Consider the following 23,667-nt stretch of genomic DNA (forward strand, 5'->3'; position numbering starts at 1 on the left):
CGGTCAAAATAGTTAGCCCTGACGCACCCTACAATAACTCTTCCTTCTTCTTTCTTCCTTCTTCCTTCTTCCTTCTTCCTTCTTCCTTCTTCCTTCTTCCTTCTACTTATGAAATTGCAGAAAAATACATTCGTATTGATAGCCGTCGCGCTGAGCATGATTGGGTTTGTTTCTTTGTACGAGATGCAAGTGACTCCGAAACAGGAAGCGGCTAAGGAAGAGAAACAGAAAATTTTTGCTTTTAAGTCCGATCGCGTACAATTCTTTACAGTCAAAACTCCGGAAAAAATCTTGACTTTTGAACGAGTTTATGCTATAAAAGGAGGCAAGTCTAGCTGGGAAATGAAATTGCCAGTGCAAGCACACGCGAGTCAGGCATCGGTGGATTTTTTGCTAGACAGGCTGGCCACAGGAAAGAGCGATCGCACAATTAATATTACAGCCGCTCAACTGCCAGAATTCGGTCTCGACCAACCGCAAGCTACAGTCACAGTCAAGCTGGACAACCAGGAAACTCACCGCCTAGTTTTAGGCAAAACAGACTTTAGCGGCCGCTTCTTGTACGCCCAAGCCAATCCGGCGGAAGCGCCACCTCAAAATTCAGCCGAAAATTTGCCCGTCCTGCTGGTGCCCTTTGACTTTAAAAATGCCGTACAGCGACCTTTGTCTGAGTGGAAAAAAGCAGAAGCACCCAAACCACAGAAGCCGCAAACACCCTCTCCCACGCCAACTCCTGAGAATCAATAGATGGCAGGTCGCTCTGAGATGTTGCACCATTCTCAATAAGCCTTTTATGAACAGGCAAGATGCCTGTTCCACAAAGAGTGAATTTTCTTGTGGAACAGGCATCTTGCCTGTTGCTGAGAATGGTGCGCTCTGAGATAAAATCTAAAGAACAAATCCCAAAACCTCTCAATTTCAACATTCCTCGCCTAAAATACAGAAAAGTCTAAAGTTAAACTGTATTTAAGCAGCGTGCATTAACCCCAGGAAAGGGCGAATATGTTTCAGACAGCACTCAACCAAGGTACGACAGCAACGGATACAGCGCTTGACGTTGAACTCCGCAAGGTCTTTAAGGTATTTAACGGCGAAACCGCAGTTCGCGGAGTTGACCTCAGCATTCGTCAAGGAGAATTTTTTAGCATTCTCGGCCCCTCCGGCTGCGGTAAGACTACCACGCTGCGTTTAATCGCTGGTTTCGAGACTCCCTCGGCGGGCGAATTGATGATTCGCGGCCAGTCGATGACCAACACTCCAGCTTACCGCCGTCCGGTAAATACTGTGTTTCAAAGCTATGCTCTGTTCGGACACATGAATGTCTGGGACAATATCGCTTTTGGATTGCGGATTAAAAAACTGGGGAAAGCGGAAATTGAAGAACGGGTACGGGAAGTTTTGCAGTTGGTGAAAATGGAATCTTTCGCCAACAGGTTTCCTGGTCAAATGTCGGGCGGCCAGCAGCAGCGGGTGGCTTTGGCGAGAGCTCTGGTAAATCGACCGGCGGTTCTACTGCTGGATGAGCCTCTCGGTGCTCTGGATTTGAAGTTGCGGAAGCAGATGCAGTTGGAATTGTCGAATTTGCATCAAGAGTTGGGTTTGACTTTTGTGATGGTGACTCATGACCAAGAAGAGGCGATGAGTCTTTCTGACCGGATTGCGGTAATGCACGAGGGCCGAATTGAGCAAATTGGCTCTCCTGAAGAAATTTATGAGTGCCCCCAGTCGGCTTTTGTGGCGGATTTTATTGGGGATACGAATTTGTTTTCTGGTACGGTGGAGTCGATCGATCGATCGAGTATCACAGTTCGCACATCAGCCAATCTGAAAATAATCGTTCAGCAGTCGGATATGTGGAGTGGTGTCACTGGCGACTCTGTGGTGGTCAGCGTCCGGCCGGAAAAAGTATATTTAAATCTTTACCAGCCGGAAGCGTCGGTCAACTGTTTTGAAGGGCGGCTCAAAAATACTATGTACATGGGCACCCACGTTCATTACGTGGTTGAGTTACCGTCGGGCGATCAAATTACTGTGCGACAACCAAATACCGGCGGCTCTTTCCCAGACCAGAACACGCCGATTTATGCTTACTGGGGGACTACTGATTGTCTGGCTTTGGGCGATCGATCCTAACGGGGGAGAGGGGGAGAGAGGGAGATTGGGAGAGGGGGAGAATGGGAGAGGGGGAGAGGGGGAGAATTCCCAATTCCAATTCCAATTACCAATGCCCAATGCCCAATGCCCAATGCCCAATGCCCAATGCCCAATGCCCAATGCCCCAATCTAAAATCTAAAATCTAAAATCTAAAATCAAACTGTGCCTCCGACAAATCTACCAATTTCCAGGATTTTCCCGGCTAATTCTACACGCCGTCAGTTCCTAAAAAATTCGGCGGCGACAATCTCAGGGTTAGCTCTTTCCAGTTGTGGCTGGCGACTTGCAGATGTACAATCTGCTCCTCCCGTCAAAGGTGCTGCTGACCAACTTTTTATCTATACTTGGGCAGGCTATACCGATAAAGCTTTGCTCGATCGCTTTGCTGAAAAAACAGGCATTCGCGTCATCGCCGACGTGTTTAGCTCCAACGAAGAGATGCTAGCTAGAGTTCAAGCCGGCGGTGGCCGCGCCTACAGCATCATTTACCCGTCTGACTACATGGTGGTTCAGATGACGGAACTGGGGCTGTTGACTCCATTAGACCACTCGATTTTGGGCGGACTCGATCGGCTAAAAAAACAGTTCCAAAACCCTGTCTATGACCCAGGAAACCGCTACAGCGTGCCTTTGAGCTGGGGAACCACAGGCTTGATTTACAACAGCGAACAACTCAAAGAAGCTCCTGAAGATTGGAGCTATTTGTGGCAGCACAAAAAGGAGTTAGCAAGGCGAATGACGCTAGCCAGCGATGTTCGAGAAGTTATGGGTGCTGCGTTGCGGATGCTGGGCTATTCTCTGAATTCTACGAACCCAGAGCAAGTTAAACAAGCTTACGAAAAGTTGGTGGAACTCAAACCTGCGATCGCATCTTTCACAACAGACGCTTGGCGGCCACAAATGCTGACGGGGGATTTGAAGGTAGCTATGTGTTATTCTTCTGATGCTAATGAAGTAATTCCCGACAACGATAAATTGAAATATGTCGTGCCAAAAAGCGGTTCTTCTCTGTGGACTGACACTTTAGTAATTCCTAAAAGTGCTCCCAATCCCGAAGCAGCTTATAAGTGGATTAACTTTATGTTGCAAGCGGATGTCGCTGCTTCTTTAGTCGAACGGTTGAGTTTTTCAACTCCTTCGGAAGATGCTTTTAGTTTGTTGACACCGGAAGTCCGGGAAAACCCAATTCTTTTCCCTTCGGAAGATGTTCTGAAAAATTGCGAAGGTGTGGCTCCAGTAGGCAAATTTATGGAAGTGTACGATAGCTATTGGACTAAGTTAACCAGCGGCTGATCGTCACCTGTAGGGCGGATTTTACGCGCAATCTCTGACTTTTACCCAATTTTTACATCAATCCGCCCCCATAGTCGATCGTCCACTCGATCCATATTATATCCGCGTTAATCTGCGTTATCTGCGGTTAAAAACTCAAAAAAAATTGATTTATGGCTGTTTCCACCAAAGCTCCCCCTCCGATTCCTCCCAATGCTCCCTCGAAGCCTGAAACACTTCCCCCGTGGTCTAAGTGGGCTGGGCCGCTGGCATTGCTCGGCCCTTCTGGCTTGTTTCTGGTTTTATTATTAGTAATACCAACTCTGGTGATTTTTCAGCTTAGTTTGGTGCCAAATATTAAGCCGGGAGATTTGGTGAATCCTTCGGGAATCGCCAACTACCTGCGAGTGTTTGAGCCGCTGAATTTGCAGGTAATGGGTCGATCGCTCTTTTTCGCCACGGGAACGACTATTCTGTGTTTACTGTTGGGATTTCCCGTCGCTTACTGGATAGCCCTCAATGTCTCGCCCAAGTGGCGGAATTTAACGTTGTTGGGCTTTGTGTTGCCGCTGTGGACTTCTTCGCTGTTGCGATCGTATGCTTGGATTACAATACTGCGTCCTACGGGCGTTCTCAACTCGGTCTTAGCCCTTGTAGGCATCCCTCCTCTAGAATTGTTAAATCAAAGTTCCGCCGTTCTCATCGGCATGGCTTACAGCTATTTGCCATATATTGTAACAATTCTCTACGCTTCTTTGGAAAAGCTCGATCGCAGATTACTAGAAGCGTCTCAGGATTTGGGCGCTAATCCGGTAGAAACTTTCTGGCAAGTGACAGTACCGCAGACGATGCCAGGGATTGCGGCGGGTTCTTTGCTAGTATTTATTAGCTGTTTGGGCGATTTTGTCGATCCCGAGTTGCTCGGTGGAGCTTCCAGCATGACGGCGGCTCGTTTAATCTACAATCAGTTTTTGGGGGCGACTCAAAATTGGGGGCTAGGATCGGCTCTGAGTATGGTATTAATTTTTGCAGTGAGTATCGGAATTGCACTTTTACTCAAATATGGCGATCGTAATGCAGTTTAAGTTGGTTGACTGTTGACTGTTGACTGTTGACTGTTGACTGTTGACTGTTCCAATAACCAATAACCAATAACCAATTCCCATTACCTATTACCAATTTCCAAGATATGGAAAATACCGCCGACAATCCACAGGAGGAAATACAACCCGATATGTACTTAAAACCTAAATTTAAGATTTCTTGGCAGGCAATATTCACCGTTTTAATGTTTTTTTATATGTACCTGCCCATCCTGGTACTCACATTTTACAGCTTTAACAAATCGCGTTTTAGCGCCGGCTGGGAAGGATTTACTTTAGATTGGTACGTTAAATTATTTAGCGATACGCGGATTTTAATTGCTCTGAGAAACAGTTTAACAGTGGCTGTTTGTGCAGTTGCTATCTCGGCTGTACTCGGCACTCTCATGGCTGTTGGTTTAGCCCGCTACCGCTTTCCCGGCAAAAGTTTATATCAAGGAGTTTCCTACTTACCAATTATTATTCCAGATATTGCGAGCGCGGTTGCTACTCTGGTATTTTTAGCGGCACTGGCTATTCCTCTGAGTTTGTGGACAATTGTTGCCGCCCACGTTGTATTTTGTTTGGCTTACATTGCTCTAGCTGTTTCTACTAGATTGGCAGATTTAAACCCGTCTTTAGAAGAAGCAGCCTTGGATTTGGGTGCAACGCCTGTTGAAGCTTTTATTCAGGTTTTGTTACCTCAATTAATACCCGGCATTGTTTCTGGTTGTCTGCTGTCTTTTGTCCTCAGCATGGACGATTTTTTGATTGCGAGTTTCACCGCAGGTAGCGGGACTACAACTCTGCCGATGGAAATTTTTAGCCGGATTCGGACTGGGGTGAAACCCGATATTAATGCTCTCAGCGTGCTGTTGATAGTCGGTTCGGGAGGATTGGCGTTTTTAGCAGAATATTTGCGCGGTAGGGGCGATCAAAAACGGGCTAATTAGTTATTAGTCATTAGTCATTAGTCATTAGTCATTAGTTGTAGGGTGCGCAATGCGCACCGGCTAATTAATATTGTATTGTGCGTCTAAAAGCACCGAAAAGTCAATCGCTGGGGGAATGGGTGTCAAATTCAACCGGTGCGCAGTGCACACCCTACAAACTGCGGTTGCTTATTAATCAAAGATTGATGCAAGAAGTCTAATGAAAAACCCGGCATCTTTGAGAAACCGGGTTTTGGAGGTTTTGCTTCCAGGACTAAATTGCTGCTATTTTGCTGCTGGTAATTTCACGTTAGTAGCTAAACCTAATGCTTCCAAGGCTTGAATTGTCACCCAAGTAAAGTCAAATTCCCACCATTTCATACCGTGACGGGCAGAGTATTGATAAGCGTGGTGGTTGTTGTGCCAGCCTTCGCCGTAAGTCAAAACCGCAACCCACCAACAGTTAGTAGAACTATCTTTGGTTTCGTAAGTGCGGTAGCCAAATTTGTGAGTAGCGCTGTTAACAAACCAGGTGCAGTGATATACCAGAATTAAGCGGGCAAAAATTACCCAAACTACAAATGACCAGCCTGCTGCTAAGTAAAGCAACACGCCAAAGACGATTTGCATGGGGAGAAAGTAATTTTGCAAAAATCGGTAAAATGGATCGCTGGCAATGTCTTTTGTGCAGCGGGAAATTTCAGCGTGAGCGGGGCCTTTATACAGCATCCAGCCGATGTGACTCCACCAAAAACCATTCTGGGCGTTGTGAGGGTCGATCGCATTTTGGTCAGAGTGGGTATGGTGTAAACGGTGTAACCCAACCCAATCAATTATTCCTCCTTGACAGGCCAGGGCTCCGCAAAATGCTAGAAAGTATTCTACGAATTTTGGTGTCTGAAAACTGCGGTGGGTGAGCAGGCGATGCCATCCGAGAGTTATTCCCAAACCGCCGGTGATCCAGTGCATGAATACTGTTAAACCAACTGCTGTCCAGTTGAAGTTACTCGGTAGTAATGCGAACAAAGCGCCGATGTGAAGTCCTGCTAAACTAATAACGTGCTTCCAATTGTATTGAAGTTTGTCTTGTGTTGCTATTGTCATTCTTTTTTTGATTTTGATTAGATGCCGAGCTGGATTCACCTATAAAAGTTGGGATTGAGTAGTGAACTTTTTTTGCTGCACACTTGCCCAAACTAATAAAATATGAATGATAGATTTTGGATGATGATTGAAAAAAAATTACCAGAAAAAATTGGTTTAAAGCCTCCACCCTTGTAGGGAGAAATTAAAATCAAACTATTCATTACTCCAATCCTCTTCCTTCTAGGTCAAGTGCTGTCAACTGTCAACTGAATGAAGGTTTTATTTTGAAATTAAAAGTTTTAGCTGCGAAACAAAATTTTTTGTTCCCAAACCAATTATAACTGATTATGGTGTTGGTTGGGTCGATCGCACCCGACGATTCAATCTCAGTTCAACCCAACCAAAACCCGAACGCCAAAACAGCATTAGGCATTGGTTACGAGCCATTAGTCCACAACTGATGACCGACAACCAATGACTAATTGCCGAGCTATTCTGCTGGTAATTTCACTTTGGTTGCCAAACCCAGCGATTCCAGCAGTTGAATTGTCATCCAGGTGATGTCGATTTCCCACCATTGGAGACCGTGGCGAGCGGAGTATTGGAAGGCGTGGTGGTTATTGTGCCAGCCTTCGCCGTAGGTGAGGACAGCAACCCACCAGCAGTTAGTCGAGTCATCGCCTGACTCGTAGGTGCGGTAGCCGAATTTGTGGGTAGCGCTATTAACCAGCCAAGTGCAGTGGAACACCACCACAATCCGCATAAACACTCCCCAAACCACGAAAGACCAGCCGCCTAATAAATAAAGCAACACACCGAAGACAACTTGGATGGGGATAAAATATGCTTGGAGAAACTTGTATACTGGGTCGTCGCCAATGTCTTTTGTAAAGCGGGGGATTTGAACTCTCATCGGCAGATCCGAGATCATCCAACCCATGTGGCTCCACCAGAAGCCTTGATTAGAATCGTGGGGATCTTCTTCGGTGTCGGAATGTATGTGGTGTAACCGGTGCATTCCTACCCAGTCAATGGGCCCACCTTCACAGGACAGAGTGCCACAAATAACTAGAAAATACTCTAGCCATTTCGGTGTTTGAAAACTGCGGTGGGTAACGAGACGGTGAAATCCAAGGGTTATTCCTAAACCACCTGTTACCCAGTGCAGGAATACTGCTAGCCCGACCGCAGACCAGCTAAAATTACCCGGCAGCAAAGCAAATAGAGCGCCGGTGTGCAGAAAGGCCATAAAGCCTACAACAGGCCAATCAGGAGAAGTTTTTTTGGAAGTTGCAATCGTCATGAATATATTATGTTTACAAACTAGGGGCCGCATCTACGCCATAATGAACAGCGCGCACGCAAGTGGTGAGCGAGGTATAGATGAATAGCGTTTCACGGCTACAGGAAGCAGAACAGGCACTCTTTCAGATTTTTTCTGGTATTGACGCGACAGTCAAGCAAAATCTTCAACGAGTCTTAAAAGCTTTTCGCAGCCACCGGGTTGGAGTCCACCATTTTGCAGGTGTTACGGGTTACGGCCACGATGATTTAGGGCGGGAGACTTTGGACGGGGTGTTTGCCGAAGTGGTAGGGGCCGAGGCGGCAGCGGTGCGGGTACAGTTTGTTTCGGGTACTCACGCGATCGCCTGTGCTCTGTTTGGCATCCTACGTCCTGGTGACGAAATGTTGGCAGTTGCTGGTTCTCCCTACGATACTTTAGAAGAAGTGATCGGCTTGCGGGGGCAAGGTCAAGGTTCACTGATTGAATTTGGCATCCTTTACCGTGAGTTGCCTCTAACTCGCGAAGGAACTTTGGATTGGCAGGCATTGAGCTCTGCTATTTCAGCAAAAACTCGCCTGGTTTTTATCCAGCGCTCTTGCGGTTATTCTTGGCGATCGAGTCTGTCTATTTCTGAGATTAAAAAAATCGTCACAATAGTCAAACATCAGAATCCTAACACAATTTGCTTTGTTGATAATTGTTACGGAGAATTTGTTGATGATTGCGAACCTACTGCTGTGGGTGCGGATCTGATGGCTGGTTCTTTGATCAAAAATCCGGGGGGTACGATCGTTCCTACTGGCGGTTACGTCGCCGGCCGGGCCGATTTGGTGGAGGCAGCGACTTGTCGCTTGACGGCACCGGGAATTGGCAGCAGCGGGGGCGCAACTTTTGATTTGAATCGCTTGCTGTTTCAGGGTTTGTTTTTGGCCCCGGGGTTTGTGGGGGAGGCAATGAAGGGAAATCATTTGACGGCTTATGTTTTTTATAAGTTGGGTTATCGGGTGAATCCGATTCCTTTGGCGAGGCGCAGAGATGTGATTCAGGCGATCGAATTCGGTTCTGCTGATAAGTTAGTTGCTTTTTGTCGGGCGGTGCAGCAAAACTCCCCCGTGGGATCGTATTTAGACCCTACTCCAGCTCCGATGCCGGGGTACGAGAGTCAGTTGGTGATGGCTGGCGGTACTTTTATTGATGGGAGTACGTCGGAGTTTTCGGCTGATGGGCCTCTGCGGGAGCCTTACGTGGCTTTTTGTCAAGGGGGGACTCATTGGACTCATGTATCGATCGCCCTGGAAGCTGCGATCGAGGCTGTAGGCCCCGCTAAGCCGTGAACATCTTGCAAAAATAACTAGGACGGGCAAGATGCCTATCCCACAAGAAAAGAAAATATTGTGGGATGGGCCGGAGAGCCCGTCCCAAAATTTGATTAAGGTCGATCAGCTAAATTTGTCACTAAACGCCCGTCTTCCATGTAGATAATGCGATCGGCAATATCGAGAATGCGGTTGTCGTGCGTCACTAGCAAAATCGTACAGCCTTGTTCCTTTGCTAGTTTCTGCATGATTTCCACCACATCTCGCCCGGATTGTTTGTCCAAAGCCGCCGTAGGTTCATCCGCTAAGACTATTTTAGGACGGCTGACTAACGCGCGGGCGATCGCCACCCTTTGTTTTTGTCCTCCCGACAAATTTTCAGGGTAATAATTCACCCGTTCCCCCAAACCCACAGCTTCCAACATCGATATTGACAAAGCATCCATATTCTGATTTAGCATTTCCTTATGTAGTTCCAAAGACATCCGCACATTTTGCTTTGCCGTTAAGAACGTCATCAAGTTATGCGCTTGAAAAATATAACCAATTTGCTTTCTCAGCTTAGTTAACAGACTTTTACTAGCTCCCCGTATTTCCTGCCCCAGAATATTGAGACTCCCTTCTTGAGCCGAACGCAGACCGCCTAACATCGTCAATAAAGTTGTTTTCCCCGAACCAGAGGGCCCCGTCATAATTACTATTTCCCCAGGGTTGATATCGAGATTAATGTCAAATAAAGCCTGTTTTTTGAGAGAGCCTTGACCGAAATAATGGTTAAGATTTTGGACTGAGATTACAGGTTTATTTGAGATGGTTTTGTCAAAGTTTGCGGGAGAGTTTAGGGTTTGCATGGTAATTTTGGGTGATTTTTTTGACCGTTTATTCTTCAGTCTGCCCAGGCCGACTTCGTTTGTGTAGTCGCGGTTTCAACCGCCGAGTATCTTCAGTCTGCCCAGGCCGACTTCGTTTGTGTAGTCGCGGTTTCAACCGCCGAGTTTTGTTCTAGAAAATATCGGCGGGATCTGCCGATCGCAATTTACGCAAAGCCAGCGCCCCAGAACCTGTACACATCACAATCGTCAAACCCAACACAGTAGTCGCTCGATTTGCTGTCATCGCAATTGGCAGTAAAGTTGCAGATTGCGCCAAAGAATACAGCCCGTTAGCCAAAACAATTCCCGGCATAAAACCCAAAACAGCTAATAGTAAAGCTTCCTGAACTAAAACTCCGACTAAATAGTTATCGCTATATCCCATTGCTTTTAAAGTCGCGTACTCAGCCAAGTGATCCGAAACATCCGAATAAAGAATTTGGTAAACAATAATCAAACCAACAATGAATCCGATAATTGTACCAAATCCGAAAATAAAGCCGATCGGAGTAGCATTTCCCCAATAAGCCTTTTCAATTTCCGCAAATTCTGCTAAAGTCAGAACTTTCACATCATCCGGCAAGATAGATTTCAACATTGACTGAACTTTGAGGATATCAGCCCCAGGCTGCAACTGAATTAAACCGACATCAATTTGGTCAGGTTTGCGATCGGGAAATAAATTCATGAATGTAGAATCGCTAGCAATCACATTGCCATCAGCCACAAACGAAGTACCGAGAGTAAAGACTCCTCCCACTTGAATGTTCCGTTTATTTAGTTCAGTTTCGAGAGTAGATTGTTTGTTGAAAATATTGGCAATCTCGCCATATTCAGGTCGAGAAGCTTGGTCAAATAACACATGATTGAACATTTGAATTTTAGCTAGCTTCTGATTGACATCTGGCAGATTAAATGTTGTGCTTCCCGGATCAATGCCAAAAATTAAAATCCCTCGTGTCGTGCGGTTTGTGGGATTTCGCCACTGTCCCATCCCAATATATAATGAACTTACGGACTTGACTCCTGCAACTCCTTGTGCTTGGTAAATTCGCTCTCTGTTGAACTGTTTTACCGCAGCAAAAGTTTCAAATTGAGGATTGATTAAAACTAAATCTGTCTGTAAACTTTGGTGCGGCTTAACGGCTGAGTCGAAGAGTGCATCTTGAAATCCCAGTTGCACAAAAATCAGAATATCTGCAAAGGCAATTCCTGCTATAGCAACAGCAAGGCGGGTTTTTTCTCTAGTTACTTGCAACCAAGCAAGGGGTGTTTTGCGAAACATAAATTTTGGGAATTGGGAATTGGGAATTGGGAATTGGGAATTGGGAATTGGGAATTGGGAATTGGGAATTGGGAATTGGGAATTGGGAGTTGGGAATTGGGAATTGGGAATTGGGAATTGGGATTATTTTTCGTTACCAGCCACAGCCTGGTAACGAAAAATAATCGATGATTATGAAGATGTTTCTTCAATTTTCCGATGTCGCATTAGGAGAAATAAAGGTAAACCCAGGGAAACACCAACCAGTAAGTTACTGGCAACATATATCCACAAATTATTCATTTTTAAACGCGAACCTTCGCTAAATACAAACACCCAAAAAACTAAGGATGACACTATGAGATCCATGCCAAAAAAACTTGAAATTTGATTCGCAAACAATTGTCCGAAAAAAGCATTGATATTCAAGCCTTGTTCTAATAAAAACGGTACAAACTGGGAGTAAGGCAAAACAGTGCCTAAAATACAGAGAATCAAGTACGCAACTTTAATCATTTTCAGACCTCGATTTTGTGGAACATTATTCGTCAATGAAAACATTTCCAAACTAACGCATTTACTCAGTATTACTGAGCGCTTGAATATCAGATCGCATAATTAAGTTAATATTGCGCGAAATCTTGTCAATTTCCCAATCCCACCAGCTAATTTCTAACAGTTGTGCAACCTCAGCATCGGTGAAACGCTGCTTAATTGAACCTGCGGGATTTCCACCAACAACGGTGTAAGCAGGAACATCTTTTACCACAACAGATTTAGCAGCAATGATTGCACCGTCGCCGATTGTGACTCCCGGCATAATCACCGATTCATAACCAATCCAAACATCATTGCCGATGATAGTATCGCCTTTACTTGGCAGTTCGATTAATAGATTCATCGCCGTTTCCCAGCCGTTGCCAAACACAGGAAATGGATAGGCAGAAATGCCGTCGAGTTTGTGATTTGCACCGTTCATGATAAATTTGACGTTGGTGGCGATCGCACAAAATTTACCAATAATTAATTTCTCACTCCCGTAATGGTAAAGTACGTTTCTCTCGAAGTTTTCTGGATCTATTGGATCGTCATAGTATGAGTAATCGCCGACAATAATATTGGGCGATTTAACAAAGTTTTTGATAAAGCAAACCCGGCGCTGGTCTACCATCGGATAAGGTCGGTTTGGATCAGGCCCAAATTCTGCCATTTTCAGAATCTCCCTAATTTTGAATTGCTACTTGTACCTGCAAATTTGTCAATTCTGCAACTTGTTTGCTAGCTTCAGGATTTAGATGAATTTTTACTTCCACAACTCGGCTATCCAAGTTTTCTCCCGGCTGGTTACTAAACACGTTTTGCTTACTAACTTTCAACCCAATTTCTTTAACTGTTCCTGCTAATTCTCCTGAAAATGCTTGGCTGGTAACGGCTGCTTTTTGTCCAACCTTAATTTTGCTGATTTCCGTTTGGTAAACTTCGGCAACGACTACCATTTGCTCAGTTTCTCCCACGTCTGCAATCCCGTCATCGCTGATTTTTTCCCCTGGGCGGGTGTGAATTTTCAGGATTTTTCCGGGGTTGGGAGTGCGGATGTAAGCTTGATTTAATTCGGTTTGGGCGCGTTTAACTTGGGCGATGGCGCTGTTGATTTCGGTTTGCGCTGCTTGGATATCTACGGGCCGAACTTCGCCTATTTTTTCGAGAGTTGCTTGGGCTTCTTTCCCTTGTTCGCTACCACTATTTTTAATGCGATCGAGATTTGCTTCGGCTTCGTTAACTTGCTGGATTGCTGTACTGTTAATTCTGGCAAGATTGGCTTCGGCTTCGTTCAGTTGCTGAATTCCTGTACTGTTAATTCTGGCAAGATTTGCTTCGGCTTCTTCAAGCTGCTGTTTTGCTGTATTGTTAATGCGGCTGAGATTTGCTTCGGCTTCTTTAACTTGCTGGCGACTTGTTTCTAACGTCAGCCGTTTGGTGTCCATTACGGATTTAGAAATTGCGCCTTCTCCAACAAGTTGTTGGTGCCGGAGATATTCGGTTTCAGCATTATTAGACTCGGCTTTTAATTTGTTAATTGCGGCAGTTTGTGCTGCTTTTTCTCCTTGCCACTGTGCAGTTATTCTGCTAATTGTTGCTGTTTGTGCTTTCCTTTCTCCTTGCCATTGTGCGGTTATTCTGCTGATAGTTGCTTGCTGTGCGGTTTTTTCACCTTGCCATTGCGCTTGCAGTCGATCGACAGTTGCTTGTTGCGCCGCTTGATTTCCTTGCAATTCCGCTTCTAGCTTGCCAATTGTGGCAGATTGTGCAGCAAGTTCTCCCGACTTTGCCCCGGCTTTTACCTTTGCTAAATTGGCTTCAGCAACTTTGACTTTTTCTTTGGCTTCCTCTAAAGCAGATTTTAGCCGATCGCCCGCATCCAAAATCGCAATCAACTGCCCTGCTTTCACCCGATCGCCCTCTTTGACTAAAAGTTTCGCCACGCGATCGCCATCCAACGTCTGCGACACCCCCAAACGAATCACTTCCCCCAGCGGTTCCAATCTTCCTAATGCCGTGATTTTCCTGGGCGGCGGCGTTTCTACGGGTAAAGGTTCAGCATTTTTAGCTAAAGATCCAAACTGAGAAATGCCGTAAAAAGTTGTACCGACGCTAATGGCAGCGCCAGCAATTACTAATCCCATCACCAATTTATTTTTAGGCTTGATGAAATATTGAAAATTCATATTCCTCCTATATTTGCGGTTGTTTTTTTTCTAAATAAGCTAGAAGCATTTCTTTTAATAAATTCGATTGTTCAGAAAAAGATATGCTTTCACCTTGATAAAACCTTCTTGCTACCAATCCGTCAATATAGTTGATGATAAATACAGCAACTGCTGGATCGGAAATGCCCAAGTAGCAAAAAACTGCCTCTTTGTAACGCTTTCCTGCTTGCTGGAGTGCCTGATTATTGTCAATCTCTTTGCGTGTTTTGTGCTTACAAAAATCAAATGTTATTAACATATCTTTGAGCATATAATCCTCCTTTGTATAGAGATACTCCATCAGTGTTTCTATTTTTTCTCCTAATGTTGGCGGATTTCCTAACTCAGCCAGTGCTTCTTCTTTTGTATCTTCATAGCTCAAATATTCAATTAACTGCTCGAACAGACTTTCTTTGCTAGAAAAATAGTGGTAAAGCGTACCTGTAGAAACTCCGATTCCCAAGGCAATTTCGCGCATTGTGACTGATGAATAGCCTTTTTCGGCAAAAAGCTCAAAACTTTTATTCAGCAGTTCTTTGCGGTACAATTCGTGGTCAACAATCTTTGGCATAGGTCGATCGATCTTCTGATTTTTGATTCCAGATCCTAGGTTATCGGAGATTTAAGGGCGATCGACCAAATATTCCTATATCGAACATCCGATATAGTATAAATGACTACAAAACGGGCTTTTCGTGGCTGAGCTTGGAAAAATAAGGTATATCGAACAATTGTTATAATTAATGTTGCACAGACTAGCAAAGCTTGTCAAGGGGTGCAGTAAAATTATTTTTAGAGTCGATTTGTCGGGGCGGGTTGAGCCAGAAATCCCAAACACCGCAATCAATCTCCGTCAAAAACCCGCCAATCGTGAGAATCTGCACCTGAATGATTATGAAAATCCGAACCTACGAAATCCGTGACACTGAAAAAATTGTCAAATTGTTCTATGACACCGTGCACGAAGTCAATATCCGCGATTACACAACAGCCCAAGTAGATGCTTGGGCACCAGCAGATACTGATATTCAAAAATGGATGCAAAGTTTAAGCAGTAAGTTTACTTTCGTAGCAGAAGAAGGTGATATAATCGCAGGTTTTGGGGAATTAGAAGCAAACGGTCATATCGATCGCTTTTACTGTCACAAAAACTTTCAAAGACAAGGAATTGGGACACTACTTTTAACACAAATCCAGTCACAAGCCCAAGACTTAGGAATTAACAAGTTATTTACCGAAGCCAGCATTACAGCTCGACCTTTTTTTGAAACCCACGGATTTATGATGATCAGAAAGCAAGAAGTCGAACGGAGAGGACAAAAATTGATCAACTTTGCAATGGAAAAAAATATAAACAAACCACCTTTTGTGTAAAATTAAAACGTAGAGTTGTGTGGAGGAGTTGCGATGGTGACGGAAGCTACAAATGTTCTGGGCGGAAAATTAGAAACTTGCTGCACATCGCCCATGACAGGCTATTATCGGGACGGCAAATGCAATACTGGTGGCGGTGATTTTGGAGCTCACACCGTTTGTGCTCAACTGACAGAAGACTTTTTGAAATACACAAAAAGAATGGGAAACGATTTGAGTACCCCGGTTCCCGAATTTAATTTCCCAGGTTTGAAGCCTGGAGATTGCTGGTGTTTGTGCGCTTCTCGGTGGAAGGAAGCAATGGATGCTGGATGTGCGCCGCGCGTAGTTTTGTCAGCGACTCACGCTTTAACTTTGGAATACGTTTCTTTGGACGAATTGAAGGAACACGCTGCTGATTTGTAGGAATGTGCGATCGGGCTTTGATCGCTGTAGGGTGCGTCAGTTGGCGTTATTTTTTCAACAATCCAGACGTTCTTTACTGACGCACCCTACAAATTTACTCGAATCAGTTAAGATAGGTTTAGAGGTGAGGTATAACCAGTGTCAGCTAAGGATAGATTTCATAATGCTGTGAAGCGAGGTCTTGAAAAATCTGAGTGGGTCATTACTCACGATCCTCTCAGGCTAGAATTTGCCGAGAATGAGAGAGTCGAAATCGATTTGGGAGCAGAACGACTCCTCGCAGCGGAAAAATTAGGAAAAAAAATTGCAGTAGAAGTCAAGAGCTTTTTAAGCGCTTCAGCTCTCTCTGATTTTCATACCGCGCTCGGACAGTTTTTAAATTATCGTTTAGTCTTAGAAAAGATCGAACCCGATCGCACTTTATATTTGGCAGTTCCGCTCGCAACTTACGAATCTTTTTTCAGTCGGGAGTTACCTCAAGCATCGGTTCGACAACACCAAGTCAAGCTTATTGTGTACAACCCAGTTCAGGAGGCAATAGTCAAATGGATCGACTAGAGCATTACCGTCAGTGCGTTCAAAAGCTGCTAATTGAAGACAGCAAAATAGCACCAATTAACGGAGAAATTGAGGTAGAAACAATTTTTGATAAAGAAAACGATCGCTATCTTGTCATTGATTTAGGATGGGACACACACCGCCGCGTTTATAACTGTGTGTTTCATTTGGATATTAAAAATGGCAAAATCTGGATTCAGCGAAATCAAACAGACAGGCAGATTGCTGATGAATTGGTAGAAATGGGAGTACCTAAAGAGGATATTGTACTAGGACTTCAGCCAACTTATGCGCGCGAATATACAGGGTTTGGAGTTGCATAATCTCAACCGCCGACTCGTAGACTTGTAGGGTGCGTCAGCTAGCATTATTTGTTCAATCATCCAACAGCTTCTGACGCTCCGCACCCTACAAGATTTTAACTTATTAATCTTCAGTCCGCGCAGGCGGACTTCGTTTGTATAGTCGCGGTTTCAACCGCCGACTCACTGACACACCCTACAATTTTAAACCTTTGGTAACTTATATTGTCCCACAATCCGCTTAGCATATTCCGGCACATGAGCCTCCAATTTCTCCGGGTAATTCCGCTTCACATACAAATAATTGCGAGTGAAATGAGAATCAATTGAAAAACGGGCATATTCCAAACCCTTCGGCCCAATTCTTTCAATAAACACCCCCATCAATTTCGCCGCCCACATCGGTAAAGTCACGCCTTTTTCGTAAGCCGGAATACTTTGCTGAACAGCTTCTTTCCTATTTCCCTGAGACATCACCGGCTGAGTGTTTAGCTGATCTTTTACCATGTCTAACATCTCTTGCCCGGTATCATTTCGCACCACAATCCACTGCCAGCCAAAAGGTGCGCCCATGTAGCCCACAACTAAATCTGCTAAGGAATTGACATAATCAAAACAGCTCAAACAAGAAGGAGCAAAAACATCTTTCAATTCTTTAGTATTCAATCCAAAAAACGGCACTTTTTCTTCCGAACCATCTTCGTGTTTGAAGTGAACGTTAAAGTCTTGCATAAACTCGTAAGAAACCACCGTTTCAGGGGAGCGGCTAGTCGTGTCTAGGAATTTCTGCAAGCCAGCGCGGCTGACATTATCGACACAGGGTGTTCCCAAAACGTAGAGCTTTTCTAAACCCAGTTGTTTCTCGACTGTACGCAATGCTTGAATTTGACAGCCAACGCCAATTACTAACAGCCGCTTCATCCCGGATTTTTCGATTTGTTCCAATACTGAAAGGTTGGGAGAAAGAGTTGGTTTATTGACTTTTGCCGCGAGAATTTCTTCGCGAGTTTTCGCAATAATCGGCATCGGTTGAAAGCGGTCTTCCTGAGTATTTTGGACGCAAACAACGCCTTCGACAATCCCTTTTTCGAGCATTTCAATGGCAATTGTGCTGACAATTCCCGTCCACTGAGCGCCTTCAATTGGTTCTTTTTTCTTAGCCGCCATCATATTTTGACTAACGCCGAAGTACCAATCGTCGGGATTGTCGAGATTGCGCGATCGCCCGTGAATCTCCTCTTCTAGTTCTGCGATATGCTGAGTTAAGAAAGCGCAAGCTTCCTTGACATAATGGATATAATATGTATCGCACAAACCGCACTCGCTACAAAGTTCTTTAGCGGGGCGGCGGCTGCCCGGTTTTAGGGCTTTAGATTTTTGGTGTTTAGTAGAATCTGTTGCGGTCATCTAAATTGCTAATTTTATCGAGAAACGGCTTTTGTTAGGATATCACACCAATTCCGGCGATCGAGTAGTCGCGCTAATTAAACGTAAAATGGCGTTGGTATTCAGAAACTCCGAATTACGGCGATCGCGGGGGAACAGCCCCGCAGCGAAACCGATTTTCTACGTGTTATATTTTTGGAGATGAATATTTTTCTTCTTTTCGTCCGCTTGGAGTAAGCTTTACCTGTGTTGGAGCGAATTATAATCGCCCGCAATCATTAGTATTTATCCTGATATAGCGGGCGATCGCGCGAATAACTTGACAAATAAAGGTATAAAAAAATGGTAAAGTTGTTTGCGATCACAGCCATCGCTGGCATCACGATCAATATCGCAATTTCAAGCTTAGGATTTGCTGCTTTAGTTCGCCCTGTTGCTGGTATGAATCAAACTGTTGTCGCTTTAGAAAAAATGCTGAACGCGACACAAAAGGCGGTGGCGATCGACTATTCGCGCTTGGGGATTGGCGGCGTGCGGTTGGGGATGTCTGTAGAAGAGGCAAAACGCAAGTTGGGCAAACCGCAGCGCGACGAAACTAAACCTGGCGGTAAGGCGATCGGTGGCCAGATTCGCACGCTAACCTACTCAAAATTGACAGTAGCAGCCTGGGATGGCAAAGTTTATTTAATTTCTACTACCAATCCCAAGTTCGTGACACTTAATAGTGTCAAGGTAGGAGATAAAACTCAAAAAGTGCTTAAAACTTACGGTTACAGTTCTCAATCTGTGCAGGGTGAAGTGACTCGGTTGACGTACAGCAATGACCAAAAGGCTTCTAATTTGAGTTTGGAACTTAAGGGCGATCGCGTGCAAAAGATTATTGTCAGCACGCAGATAAACTAAAATATTACACAACAGTCCAAAAACCCCGTTCACAATTTTGTAGTCAGGAATTCAGTCCTTCTTATTTCTTAGGATTTTCAGCCTTTCGGTGAGTTTACTGGAGGGCTTTTTCCTGAAGTGCGATCGCCCCTGATAAAATAGTATAATATTAGTGTTTTTAATCTCTGTCTTTCGTGAGTGAGTTTGAGCCGACTAATTTAGAGGCAGTACAGGAGCGAATACGCTTTCAAGCCGCTGCGGATGACATTCGCTTGACTCTCCACGCACAGCAAGAGATGCTTGAGGAAAACATTACACTAGATCAAGTAATTCAAGCATTAGTTAGAGGTCAACTGTTAGAAAACTATCCTCAACATCAGCGCGGTGCTTGCTGTTTATTCGGCGGTTTTTCTCAAGATAGTCGTCCCTTGCACATTGTCTGTACTACTGTCCAACCCCTACTAATTATTATCACGGTTTATGAGCCAAAACTGCCCAAATGGATAACTCCCACCACTAGGAGGCAATTAGAATGAAATGCAGTATTCAAGGATGTCCAGGTACTTATGAGGAGCGGGAAATCATTCACGCTGTTCGATACCAAGGTGAAATCGTCGTAATCGATAAAGTTCCCGCAGAGGTTTGTACATTCTGTGGCGATATTCTCCTAAAACCGAAGACTGTTCGACAAATTGAAGAGTTACTCAAAACAAAAATAAAACCTGCACGTTCTGTGCCACTTTATGAGTATTCAGCATCACGTAAAGGCTAGTACGAAACAAATTAACAAATAAGGTGCGCATTGCGCACCCTACCAGTTAGAAAATAAGGCGCGCAATGCGCACCCTACTAATTAGCTGTTCTGAGGAACGGGAGCAGGAACGCTCGAACCCACAGAATTGCTCGGAGCACCCGTCTTAGCCCGCTTCTTGATCAAGATTGGCTTGACGCTGTTTTCTCCACCAATCGGGGGATCTTCTTGTTGAGCGTAATCCGCACCCATCCAAGCCGGACGGCTTTGATCGAAGGCCATTTGCAAAGCAGCAGCGGCGATCGCGTGGGGGTCGTACTCTTCGGACAACTGAGACACCAGAGGTAAGAAAGATGCCATCCGTTCGCCAGCCAAAGCTTCGCGAACTTTACCCTGCATCTTTTCCAACTGACGCGCTTCGATTTGGGCGCGTGTAGGAATGTTTCGTACTGTCAAGCTCGATCGCACGTGGCGTTCAATCAAGCGCAACTTGCGGCGATCAACTGGTTGAATCAGCGTGATCGCAGTTCCTTCGCGACCAGCCCGGCCGGTACGTCCGATCCGGTGAACATAGCTTTCTACGCTATCGGGCAAATCGTAGTTAATAACGTGAGTCAAGTGATCCACGTCCAAACCCCGCGCCGCAATATCAGTCGCCACTACCCAGCGCACTTGACATTGGCGGAACCGATGCAGCAAGCGTTCCCGCTGTGCTTGGTTCAAATTACCGTGATACTCGTCAACGCTGTGACCTGCCGCTTGCAGTTGGCTGGTGAGTTCCGCCGCCGACTGCCGCGTCCGCACAAAAATCAGTGCAGATTCCGGGTCTTCCATTTCTAGAATTGGCTGTAGAGCTCTTGCCTTCGACCAGCCGCGAGGAATCATGTACACGCCTTGGCTGATGCGCTTCGGCGTTGCTTTTGGCTGTTCTACGGTGACGTTGACTGGGTTACGCAAATGGCGCGTTACCAATTTCCGAATGGAAGCTTCCATCGTCGCCGAGAAAAATGCCGTTTGACGATCTTTTGGTGCAGCATCCAAGATTTTTTCCACATCTTGGATAAAGCCCATGCTCAGCATTTCGTCAGCTTCATCCAAAACCAGCCATTTTACCTTGTCTAGTTTCAGGCTGCCGCGGCTCAGCATATCTAATATGCGTCCGGGTGTACCGACAACGATGTGAACGCCGCGCTTCAAACGCTGCATTTGGCGATCGATCGATTGACCGCCGTACACCGTCAGAACTTGCAGAGAGCGACCCACTTTTACCGGGCCCTCGCTGCTGATGCCGCTCAAATCGCGGATGGCTTCAGTTACCTGCATCGCCAATTCGCGAGTCGGTGTCAGCACCAATGCTTGTACCGCAGTTACATCTAAATCAATCCGCTCCAAGATGGGCAACGAGAATGCTGCCGTTTTGCCCGTTCCTGTTTGGGCTTGACCCACAACGTCGCGACCTGCTAACAGGTGCGGAATTGCTTGTACTTGGATGGGAGTAGGTTCTGTAAAGCCGAGTGTTTCCAGATGGAGAACGAGTTCTTCCGAAAGACCCAAGCCTTCAAACAATAAATTCATTAATTCTCCTAATAACGAGTCCTTAGCCTTCTAAGTTGCCCAACTCGGATGCGGATTTCTGCTATAAGGCAGGAACTCATTATGAGTTCTGTACGGTGCTGCGCCTGCGCGCACCTTTTTAAATAGCAATCGAGTATAGGGCAGCTCCGTCGATGGTGACTAATTTACCGATTCGACAGCCGTCTTTGATTTTGTGACATCACCGATACCAACCGCCAGCGATCGGGTTATCGACTTCCAACATTCTTAAAATAGTACATTGGACTTCCTTTGAGGTACTTGCAAGCTTTCTCTCTAGGGCATTTTATAGTGAGGATGATGACCAGCCCCACTGAACTGCACTACATAGTAGTTACAGGTTTGTTAGTTCAGGCGCTATCCCGCAATCCGTCGCCTGCGGGATTCAACAGGGAATTCAGCGACCGTTACCGCCTATCCATCTCAACACTCTTTCGGGATACCGTTGTGGTGTAGGGCGGACGGCGAAGCAATTTCAAATCATCCCCGCTGGTTTCTGGCTTGTTATCATCATAACTCTTTACATTCAGAAACAAAACATTAAATTCGTTAAAATTTTCCGATCGTTCTGTAGAGATAACCGCACCCCGACAGGGCGGGTCGATTGCCAGAGAGGGGGTAAAAAAGTTTACAGCCCCTTTGCTACATATCTTCGCACAATCTTTTACTAATTTTTACTTTTGCTGCACAATCGGCTAATCATTTTTTGGCTGGTGTCCGGTTTTTGTTCGCTGCATCGAAAGCGGCGACAGTTCCAGCAACATTTAGATTTGACCGTAGAGGTCGTAGACATCGGCACTCGTAATTTTCACCGGTACGATCGAACCCAGTCGCGCTTCTCCTGTCACATAGACGAGTCCATCTACTTCTGGGGAAAACCGAGCGGATCTACCAATCAACTCACCTGTCTCTGGCTGTTCTTGTTCTATCAGGACATCAACTACCTGACCGACAGATTCTTGATTCTTCTTCAATGATATAGGTTGTTGTGCCGCCATTACCGAATCGCGCCAAATTTCCATTTTTTCTGCTGGCAGTTGATTTGGCAAGCTGTAGGCTGGGGTTCCTTCTTCGGCGGAAAATGTGAATACTCCGACGTGATCGAATTCGTGGCGCTTGACAAATTCCAGCAAGTGTGCTGCGTGTTCGTCGGTTTCGCCAGGGAAGCCAACTATAAAAGTTGTCCGCATCACGGCGTTGGGAATTGCTGCTTTGAGCCGATCGACTATAGCATCATTAATCCCAGCTTGAAAAGGTCTGTTCATCGCCCGCAGAATTTCCGGGTGCGAGTGTTGCAGAGGTAAATCCAAATACGGCAAAACGTTATGCGTTTCGCAGATTGCCGCCACAACTTGCGGAGTCAAACCTGTAGGATAGGCGTAGTGCATCCGAATCCAGGGTACATCTACTTCACCCAAAGCGCGAAGCAGTTCGGCTAGTTTCGGTTCGCCATAAATATCTTTGCCGTAGTTGGTGGTAATTTGAGAAATTAGGATAATTTCCTTTACCCCTTCGGAGGCTAATTGCTTAGCTTCAGCGACAATAGACTCGATCGTCCGCGATCGTTGATTTCCGCGCAAGTGCGGGATAATGCAAAATGCACAGCGGTAGTCGCAGCCTTCTGCTATCCGCAGATAGGCGACACCTTCAGATGTTGTGCGGTAGCGAGGAGTAGTTTCGTCAGCGATGTAAGTAGGTTCACTAGAGACGAGGGAAACTCGATCGCCCTTTTCGACCCTTTGCATCACATCGACAATTTTATGATAGTCACCAGTGCCGACAATTGCGACGGCTTCCGGCAATTCATCCAGCAATTGCTGCTGAAAATGCTGTGCCATGCAGCCGGTGATGACTACTTTTTTATTAGCTTCTGCCAATTCTACCAAGGTGCGGACTGATTCTTCTCGCGCAGCTTGGATAAAACTGCAAGTATTGACGACGACGTAATCGGCTAATTCTTCATTAGAATCGACTTCATAGCCTGCTTGAGCCAGCAAGCCAATCATGTGTTCGGTATCAATGCGATTTTTTTCGCAGCCGAGGTGGGTAAATGCGATCGTTGGCTTCGTTGCCATGCAGTAATAGTTAGTGTTGCGCTATTTCTAAGAACATTTTATGATATCACACAGGTTGACTATTTGCAAGGTCTTGGTCTTATTGTCTCAGAAACCGGGTTTCTCGGTAGATTTCTCGTAACTGGCGATTAAACTCGTAGAAACCCGGTTTCTCGGTCTCGCGCATTATCTCAGAAACCGGGTTTCTCGGTAGATTTCTCGTAACTGGCGATTAAACTCGTAGAAACCCGGTTTCTCGGCCTCGCGCATTATTTCAGAAACCGGGTTTCTCGGTAGATTTCTCGTAACTGGCGATTAAACTCGTAGAAACCCGGTTTCTCGGCCTCGCGC

Annotated in this window: 25 protein-coding genes; 14 read left to right on the top strand and 11 right to left on the bottom strand. The window is 45.5% G+C overall.

What is annotated here, in order from left to right:
* The first annotated feature begins 108 nt into the window (after window positions 1–108).
* The 5 genes from QUB68_RS11825 to QUB68_RS11845 all read left to right on the top strand — a co-directional run bounded on the left by QUB68_RS11825 (window position 109) and on the right by QUB68_RS11845 (window position 5,462).
* A complete protein-coding gene (locus QUB68_RS11825) occupies window positions 109–747 on the top strand; it encodes a DUF4340 domain-containing protein (RefSeq protein ID WP_332992475.1) in 639 nt (212 codons plus the stop codon).
* Between the two features lie 255 nt (window positions 748–1,002).
* On the top strand, window positions 1,003–2,133 hold the full coding sequence (locus QUB68_RS11830; RefSeq protein ID WP_332992476.1) for an ABC transporter ATP-binding protein: 1,131 nt from the start codon (window positions 1,003–1,005) through the stop codon (window positions 2,131–2,133).
* A gap of 184 nt (window positions 2,134–2,317) precedes the next feature.
* Window positions 2,318–3,448, top strand: a complete 1,131-nt coding sequence (locus QUB68_RS11835; protein WP_332992478.1) for an ABC transporter substrate-binding protein — start codon at window positions 2,318–2,320, stop codon at window positions 3,446–3,448.
* Window positions 3,449–3,600: 152 nt separating this feature from the next.
* Window positions 3,601–4,512, top strand: a complete 912-nt coding sequence (locus tag QUB68_RS11840; RefSeq protein ID WP_332992479.1) for an ABC transporter permease — start codon at window positions 3,601–3,603, stop codon at window positions 4,510–4,512.
* Between the two features lie 104 nt (window positions 4,513–4,616).
* On the top strand, window positions 4,617–5,462 hold the full coding sequence (locus QUB68_RS11845) for an ABC transporter permease (protein ID WP_332992481.1): 846 nt from the start codon (window positions 4,617–4,619) through the stop codon (window positions 5,460–5,462).
* A gap of 264 nt (window positions 5,463–5,726) precedes the next feature.
* Here QUB68_RS11845 and QUB68_RS11850 read toward each other — a convergent pair whose 3' ends face one another.
* Both QUB68_RS11850 and QUB68_RS11855 read right to left on the bottom strand, forming a co-directional pair.
* Window positions 5,727–6,545, bottom strand: a complete 819-nt coding sequence (locus QUB68_RS11850) for an acyl-CoA desaturase (protein ID WP_332992483.1) — start codon at window positions 6,543–6,545, stop codon at window positions 5,727–5,729.
* A gap of 472 nt (window positions 6,546–7,017) precedes the next feature.
* Entirely contained in the window at window positions 7,018–7,830 is an 813-nt protein-coding gene (locus QUB68_RS11855) for an acyl-CoA desaturase (protein WP_332992485.1), read from the bottom strand.
* A gap of 80 nt (window positions 7,831–7,910) precedes the next feature.
* Between QUB68_RS11855 and QUB68_RS11860 the strand changes: the two genes are divergently transcribed.
* Window positions 7,911–9,146: a methionine gamma-lyase family protein gene (locus QUB68_RS11860; RefSeq protein WP_332992487.1), complete on the top strand. Its 1,236-nt coding sequence runs from the start codon at window positions 7,911–7,913 to the stop codon at window positions 9,144–9,146.
* 95 nt (window positions 9,147–9,241) lie between these two features.
* Here QUB68_RS11860 and QUB68_RS11865 read toward each other — a convergent pair whose 3' ends face one another.
* On the bottom strand, window positions 9,242–9,979 hold the full coding sequence (locus tag QUB68_RS11865; RefSeq protein WP_442923074.1) for a DevA family ABC transporter ATP-binding protein: 738 nt from the start codon (window positions 9,977–9,979) through the stop codon (window positions 9,242–9,244).
* A 151-nt stretch (window positions 9,980–10,130) separates the two neighbouring features.
* Window positions 10,131–11,285: an ABC transporter permease DevC gene (devC, locus tag QUB68_RS11870; protein WP_332992488.1), complete on the bottom strand. Its 1,155-nt coding sequence runs from the start codon at window positions 11,283–11,285 to the stop codon at window positions 10,131–10,133.
* Between devC and QUB68_RS11875 the strand changes: the two genes are divergently transcribed.
* Window positions 11,275–11,439 (top strand): hypothetical protein, encoded by a 165-nt coding sequence (locus QUB68_RS11875; protein WP_332992489.1) that lies wholly within the window; start codon window positions 11,275–11,277, stop codon window positions 11,437–11,439. The two genes, devC and QUB68_RS11875, sit on opposite strands and share 11 nt — an antisense overlap.
* Window positions 11,440–11,456: 17 nt before the next feature.
* Here the strand turns inward: QUB68_RS11875 and QUB68_RS11880 are convergent, their stop codons facing one another.
* The 4 genes from QUB68_RS11880 to QUB68_RS11895 all read right to left on the bottom strand — a co-directional run bounded on the left by QUB68_RS11880 (window position 11,457) and on the right by QUB68_RS11895 (window position 14,582).
* Window positions 11,457–11,780: a DUF2834 domain-containing protein gene (locus QUB68_RS11880; RefSeq protein WP_332992490.1), complete on the bottom strand. Its 324-nt coding sequence runs from the start codon at window positions 11,778–11,780 to the stop codon at window positions 11,457–11,459.
* Between the two features lie 61 nt (window positions 11,781–11,841).
* On the bottom strand, window positions 11,842–12,474 hold the full coding sequence (locus QUB68_RS11885; RefSeq protein WP_332992491.1) for a Vat family streptogramin A O-acetyltransferase: 633 nt from the start codon (window positions 12,472–12,474) through the stop codon (window positions 11,842–11,844).
* 13 nt (window positions 12,475–12,487) lie between these two features.
* Entirely contained in the window at window positions 12,488–13,990 is a 1,503-nt protein-coding gene (locus QUB68_RS11890; RefSeq protein WP_332992493.1) for an efflux RND transporter periplasmic adaptor subunit, read from the bottom strand.
* A gap of 7 nt (window positions 13,991–13,997) precedes the next feature.
* On the bottom strand, window positions 13,998–14,582 hold the full coding sequence (locus QUB68_RS11895) for a TetR/AcrR family transcriptional regulator (RefSeq protein ID WP_332992495.1): 585 nt from the start codon (window positions 14,580–14,582) through the stop codon (window positions 13,998–14,000).
* A gap of 323 nt (window positions 14,583–14,905) precedes the next feature.
* On the opposite strand from QUB68_RS11895, the gene QUB68_RS11900 reads away from it, so the two are divergent.
* From QUB68_RS11900 to QUB68_RS11915, 4 genes are all read left to right on the top strand, one after another.
* Window positions 14,906–15,385: a GNAT family N-acetyltransferase gene (locus QUB68_RS11900; protein WP_332992496.1), complete on the top strand. Its 480-nt coding sequence runs from the start codon at window positions 14,906–14,908 to the stop codon at window positions 15,383–15,385.
* 33 nt (window positions 15,386–15,418) lie between these two features.
* Window positions 15,419–15,790 carry a DUF2237 family protein gene (locus QUB68_RS11905; protein ID WP_332992498.1) on the top strand — a complete coding sequence of 124 codons (372 nt, stop codon included), beginning with the start codon at window positions 15,419–15,421 and terminating at the stop codon, window positions 15,788–15,790.
* 138 nt (window positions 15,791–15,928) lie between these two features.
* Window positions 15,929–16,348 carry a XisH family protein gene (locus QUB68_RS11910; RefSeq protein WP_332992500.1) on the top strand — a complete coding sequence of 140 codons (420 nt, stop codon included), beginning with the start codon at window positions 15,929–15,931 and terminating at the stop codon, window positions 16,346–16,348.
* On the top strand, window positions 16,336–16,671 hold the full coding sequence (locus QUB68_RS11915; RefSeq protein WP_332992502.1) for a XisI protein: 336 nt from the start codon (window positions 16,336–16,338) through the stop codon (window positions 16,669–16,671). Before QUB68_RS11910 ends, QUB68_RS11915 begins: the two co-directional genes overlap by 13 nt.
* 183 nt (window positions 16,672–16,854) lie before the next feature.
* Here QUB68_RS11915 and QUB68_RS11920 read toward each other — a convergent pair whose 3' ends face one another.
* The gene (locus QUB68_RS11920) at window positions 16,855–18,057 is read right to left on the bottom strand and encodes a Coenzyme F420 hydrogenase/dehydrogenase, beta subunit C-terminal domain (protein WP_332992504.1); all 1,203 of its coding nucleotides are present in this window, start codon (window positions 18,055–18,057) and stop codon (window positions 16,855–16,857) included.
* Between the two features lie 321 nt (window positions 18,058–18,378).
* Here QUB68_RS11920 and QUB68_RS11925 point away from each other — a divergent pair, with 321 nt between their 5' ends.
* The 3 genes from QUB68_RS11925 (at window position 18,379) to QUB68_RS11935 (ending at window position 19,690) form a co-directional block, all read left to right on the top strand.
* Window positions 18,379–18,939 carry a hypothetical protein gene (locus tag QUB68_RS11925; protein WP_332992506.1) on the top strand — a complete coding sequence of 187 codons (561 nt, stop codon included), beginning with the start codon at window positions 18,379–18,381 and terminating at the stop codon, window positions 18,937–18,939.
* Between the two features lie 173 nt (window positions 18,940–19,112).
* Window positions 19,113–19,454 (top strand): DUF4258 domain-containing protein, encoded by a 342-nt coding sequence (locus tag QUB68_RS11930; protein ID WP_332992507.1) that lies wholly within the window; start codon window positions 19,113–19,115, stop codon window positions 19,452–19,454.
* Entirely contained in the window at window positions 19,451–19,690 is a 240-nt protein-coding gene (locus tag QUB68_RS11935) for a YgiT-type zinc finger protein (protein ID WP_332992509.1), read from the top strand. The genes QUB68_RS11930 and QUB68_RS11935 overlap by 4 nt, the downstream gene beginning before the upstream one ends.
* Window positions 19,691–19,771: 81 nt before the next feature.
* Here QUB68_RS11935 and QUB68_RS11940 read toward each other — a convergent pair whose 3' ends face one another.
* Both QUB68_RS11940 and rimO read right to left on the bottom strand, forming a co-directional pair.
* Entirely contained in the window at window positions 19,772–21,244 is a 1,473-nt protein-coding gene (locus QUB68_RS11940) for a DEAD/DEAH box helicase (protein ID WP_332992511.1), read from the bottom strand.
* A gap of 782 nt (window positions 21,245–22,026) precedes the next feature.
* Window positions 22,027–23,337: a 30S ribosomal protein S12 methylthiotransferase RimO gene (gene rimO / locus QUB68_RS11945; RefSeq protein ID WP_332992513.1), complete on the bottom strand. Its 1,311-nt coding sequence runs from the start codon at window positions 23,335–23,337 to the stop codon at window positions 22,027–22,029.
* Window positions 23,338–23,667 lie beyond the last annotated feature (330 nt).

This window comes from Microcoleus sp. A006_D1, from assembly GCF_036702805.1.
GTDB lineage: Bacteria > Cyanobacteriota > Cyanobacteriia > Cyanobacteriales > Microcoleaceae > Microcoleus.

Excerpts from the sequence above, each read along its gene's own strand:
- QUB68_RS11825 (WP_332992475.1), top strand. The coding sequence starts at position 109 with ATGAAATTGCAGAAAAATACATTCGTATTGATAGCCGTCGCGCTGAGC.
- QUB68_RS11830 (WP_332992476.1), top strand. The coding sequence starts at position 1,003 with ATGTTTCAGACAGCACTCAACCAAGGTACGACAGCAACGGATACAGCG.
- QUB68_RS11840 (WP_332992479.1), top strand. The coding sequence starts at position 3,601 with ATGGCTGTTTCCACCAAAGCTCCCCCTCCGATTCCTCCCAATGCTCCC.
- QUB68_RS11845 (WP_332992481.1), top strand. The coding sequence starts at position 4,617 with ATGGAAAATACCGCCGACAATCCACAGGAGGAAATACAACCCGATATG.
- QUB68_RS11850 (WP_332992483.1), bottom strand. The coding sequence starts at position 6,545 with ATGACAATAGCAACACAAGACAAACTTCAATACAATTGGAAGCACGTT.
- QUB68_RS11855 (WP_332992485.1), bottom strand. The coding sequence starts at position 7,830 with ATGACGATTGCAACTTCCAAAAAAACTTCTCCTGATTGGCCTGTTGTA.
- QUB68_RS11860 (WP_332992487.1), top strand. The coding sequence starts at position 7,911 with ATGAATAGCGTTTCACGGCTACAGGAAGCAGAACAGGCACTCTTTCAG.
- QUB68_RS11865 (WP_442923074.1), bottom strand. The coding sequence starts at position 9,979 with ATGCAAACCCTAAACTCTCCCGCAAACTTTGACAAAACCATCTCAAAT.
- devC (WP_332992488.1), bottom strand. The coding sequence starts at position 11,285 with ATGTTTCGCAAAACACCCCTTGCTTGGTTGCAAGTAACTAGAGAAAAA.
- QUB68_RS11880 (WP_332992490.1), bottom strand. The coding sequence starts at position 11,780 with ATGATTAAAGTTGCGTACTTGATTCTCTGTATTTTAGGCACTGTTTTG.
- QUB68_RS11885 (WP_332992491.1), bottom strand. The coding sequence starts at position 12,474 with ATGGCAGAATTTGGGCCTGATCCAAACCGACCTTATCCGATGGTAGAC.
- QUB68_RS11890 (WP_332992493.1), bottom strand. The coding sequence starts at position 13,990 with ATGAATTTTCAATATTTCATCAAGCCTAAAAATAAATTGGTGATGGGA.
- QUB68_RS11895 (WP_332992495.1), bottom strand. The coding sequence starts at position 14,582 with ATGCCAAAGATTGTTGACCACGAATTGTACCGCAAAGAACTGCTGAAT.
- QUB68_RS11900 (WP_332992496.1), top strand. The coding sequence starts at position 14,906 with ATGAAAATCCGAACCTACGAAATCCGTGACACTGAAAAAATTGTCAAA.
- QUB68_RS11905 (WP_332992498.1), top strand. The coding sequence starts at position 15,419 with ATGGTGACGGAAGCTACAAATGTTCTGGGCGGAAAATTAGAAACTTGC.
- QUB68_RS11915 (WP_332992502.1), top strand. The coding sequence starts at position 16,336 with ATGGATCGACTAGAGCATTACCGTCAGTGCGTTCAAAAGCTGCTAATT.
- QUB68_RS11920 (WP_332992504.1), bottom strand. The coding sequence starts at position 18,057 with ATGACCGCAACAGATTCTACTAAACACCAAAAATCTAAAGCCCTAAAA.
- QUB68_RS11925 (WP_332992506.1), top strand. The coding sequence starts at position 18,379 with ATGGTAAAGTTGTTTGCGATCACAGCCATCGCTGGCATCACGATCAAT.
- QUB68_RS11935 (WP_332992509.1), top strand. The coding sequence starts at position 19,451 with ATGAAATGCAGTATTCAAGGATGTCCAGGTACTTATGAGGAGCGGGAA.
- QUB68_RS11940 (WP_332992511.1), bottom strand. The coding sequence starts at position 21,244 with ATGAATTTATTGTTTGAAGGCTTGGGTCTTTCGGAAGAACTCGTTCTC.
- rimO (WP_332992513.1), bottom strand. The coding sequence starts at position 23,337 with ATGGCAACGAAGCCAACGATCGCATTTACCCACCTCGGCTGCGAAAAA.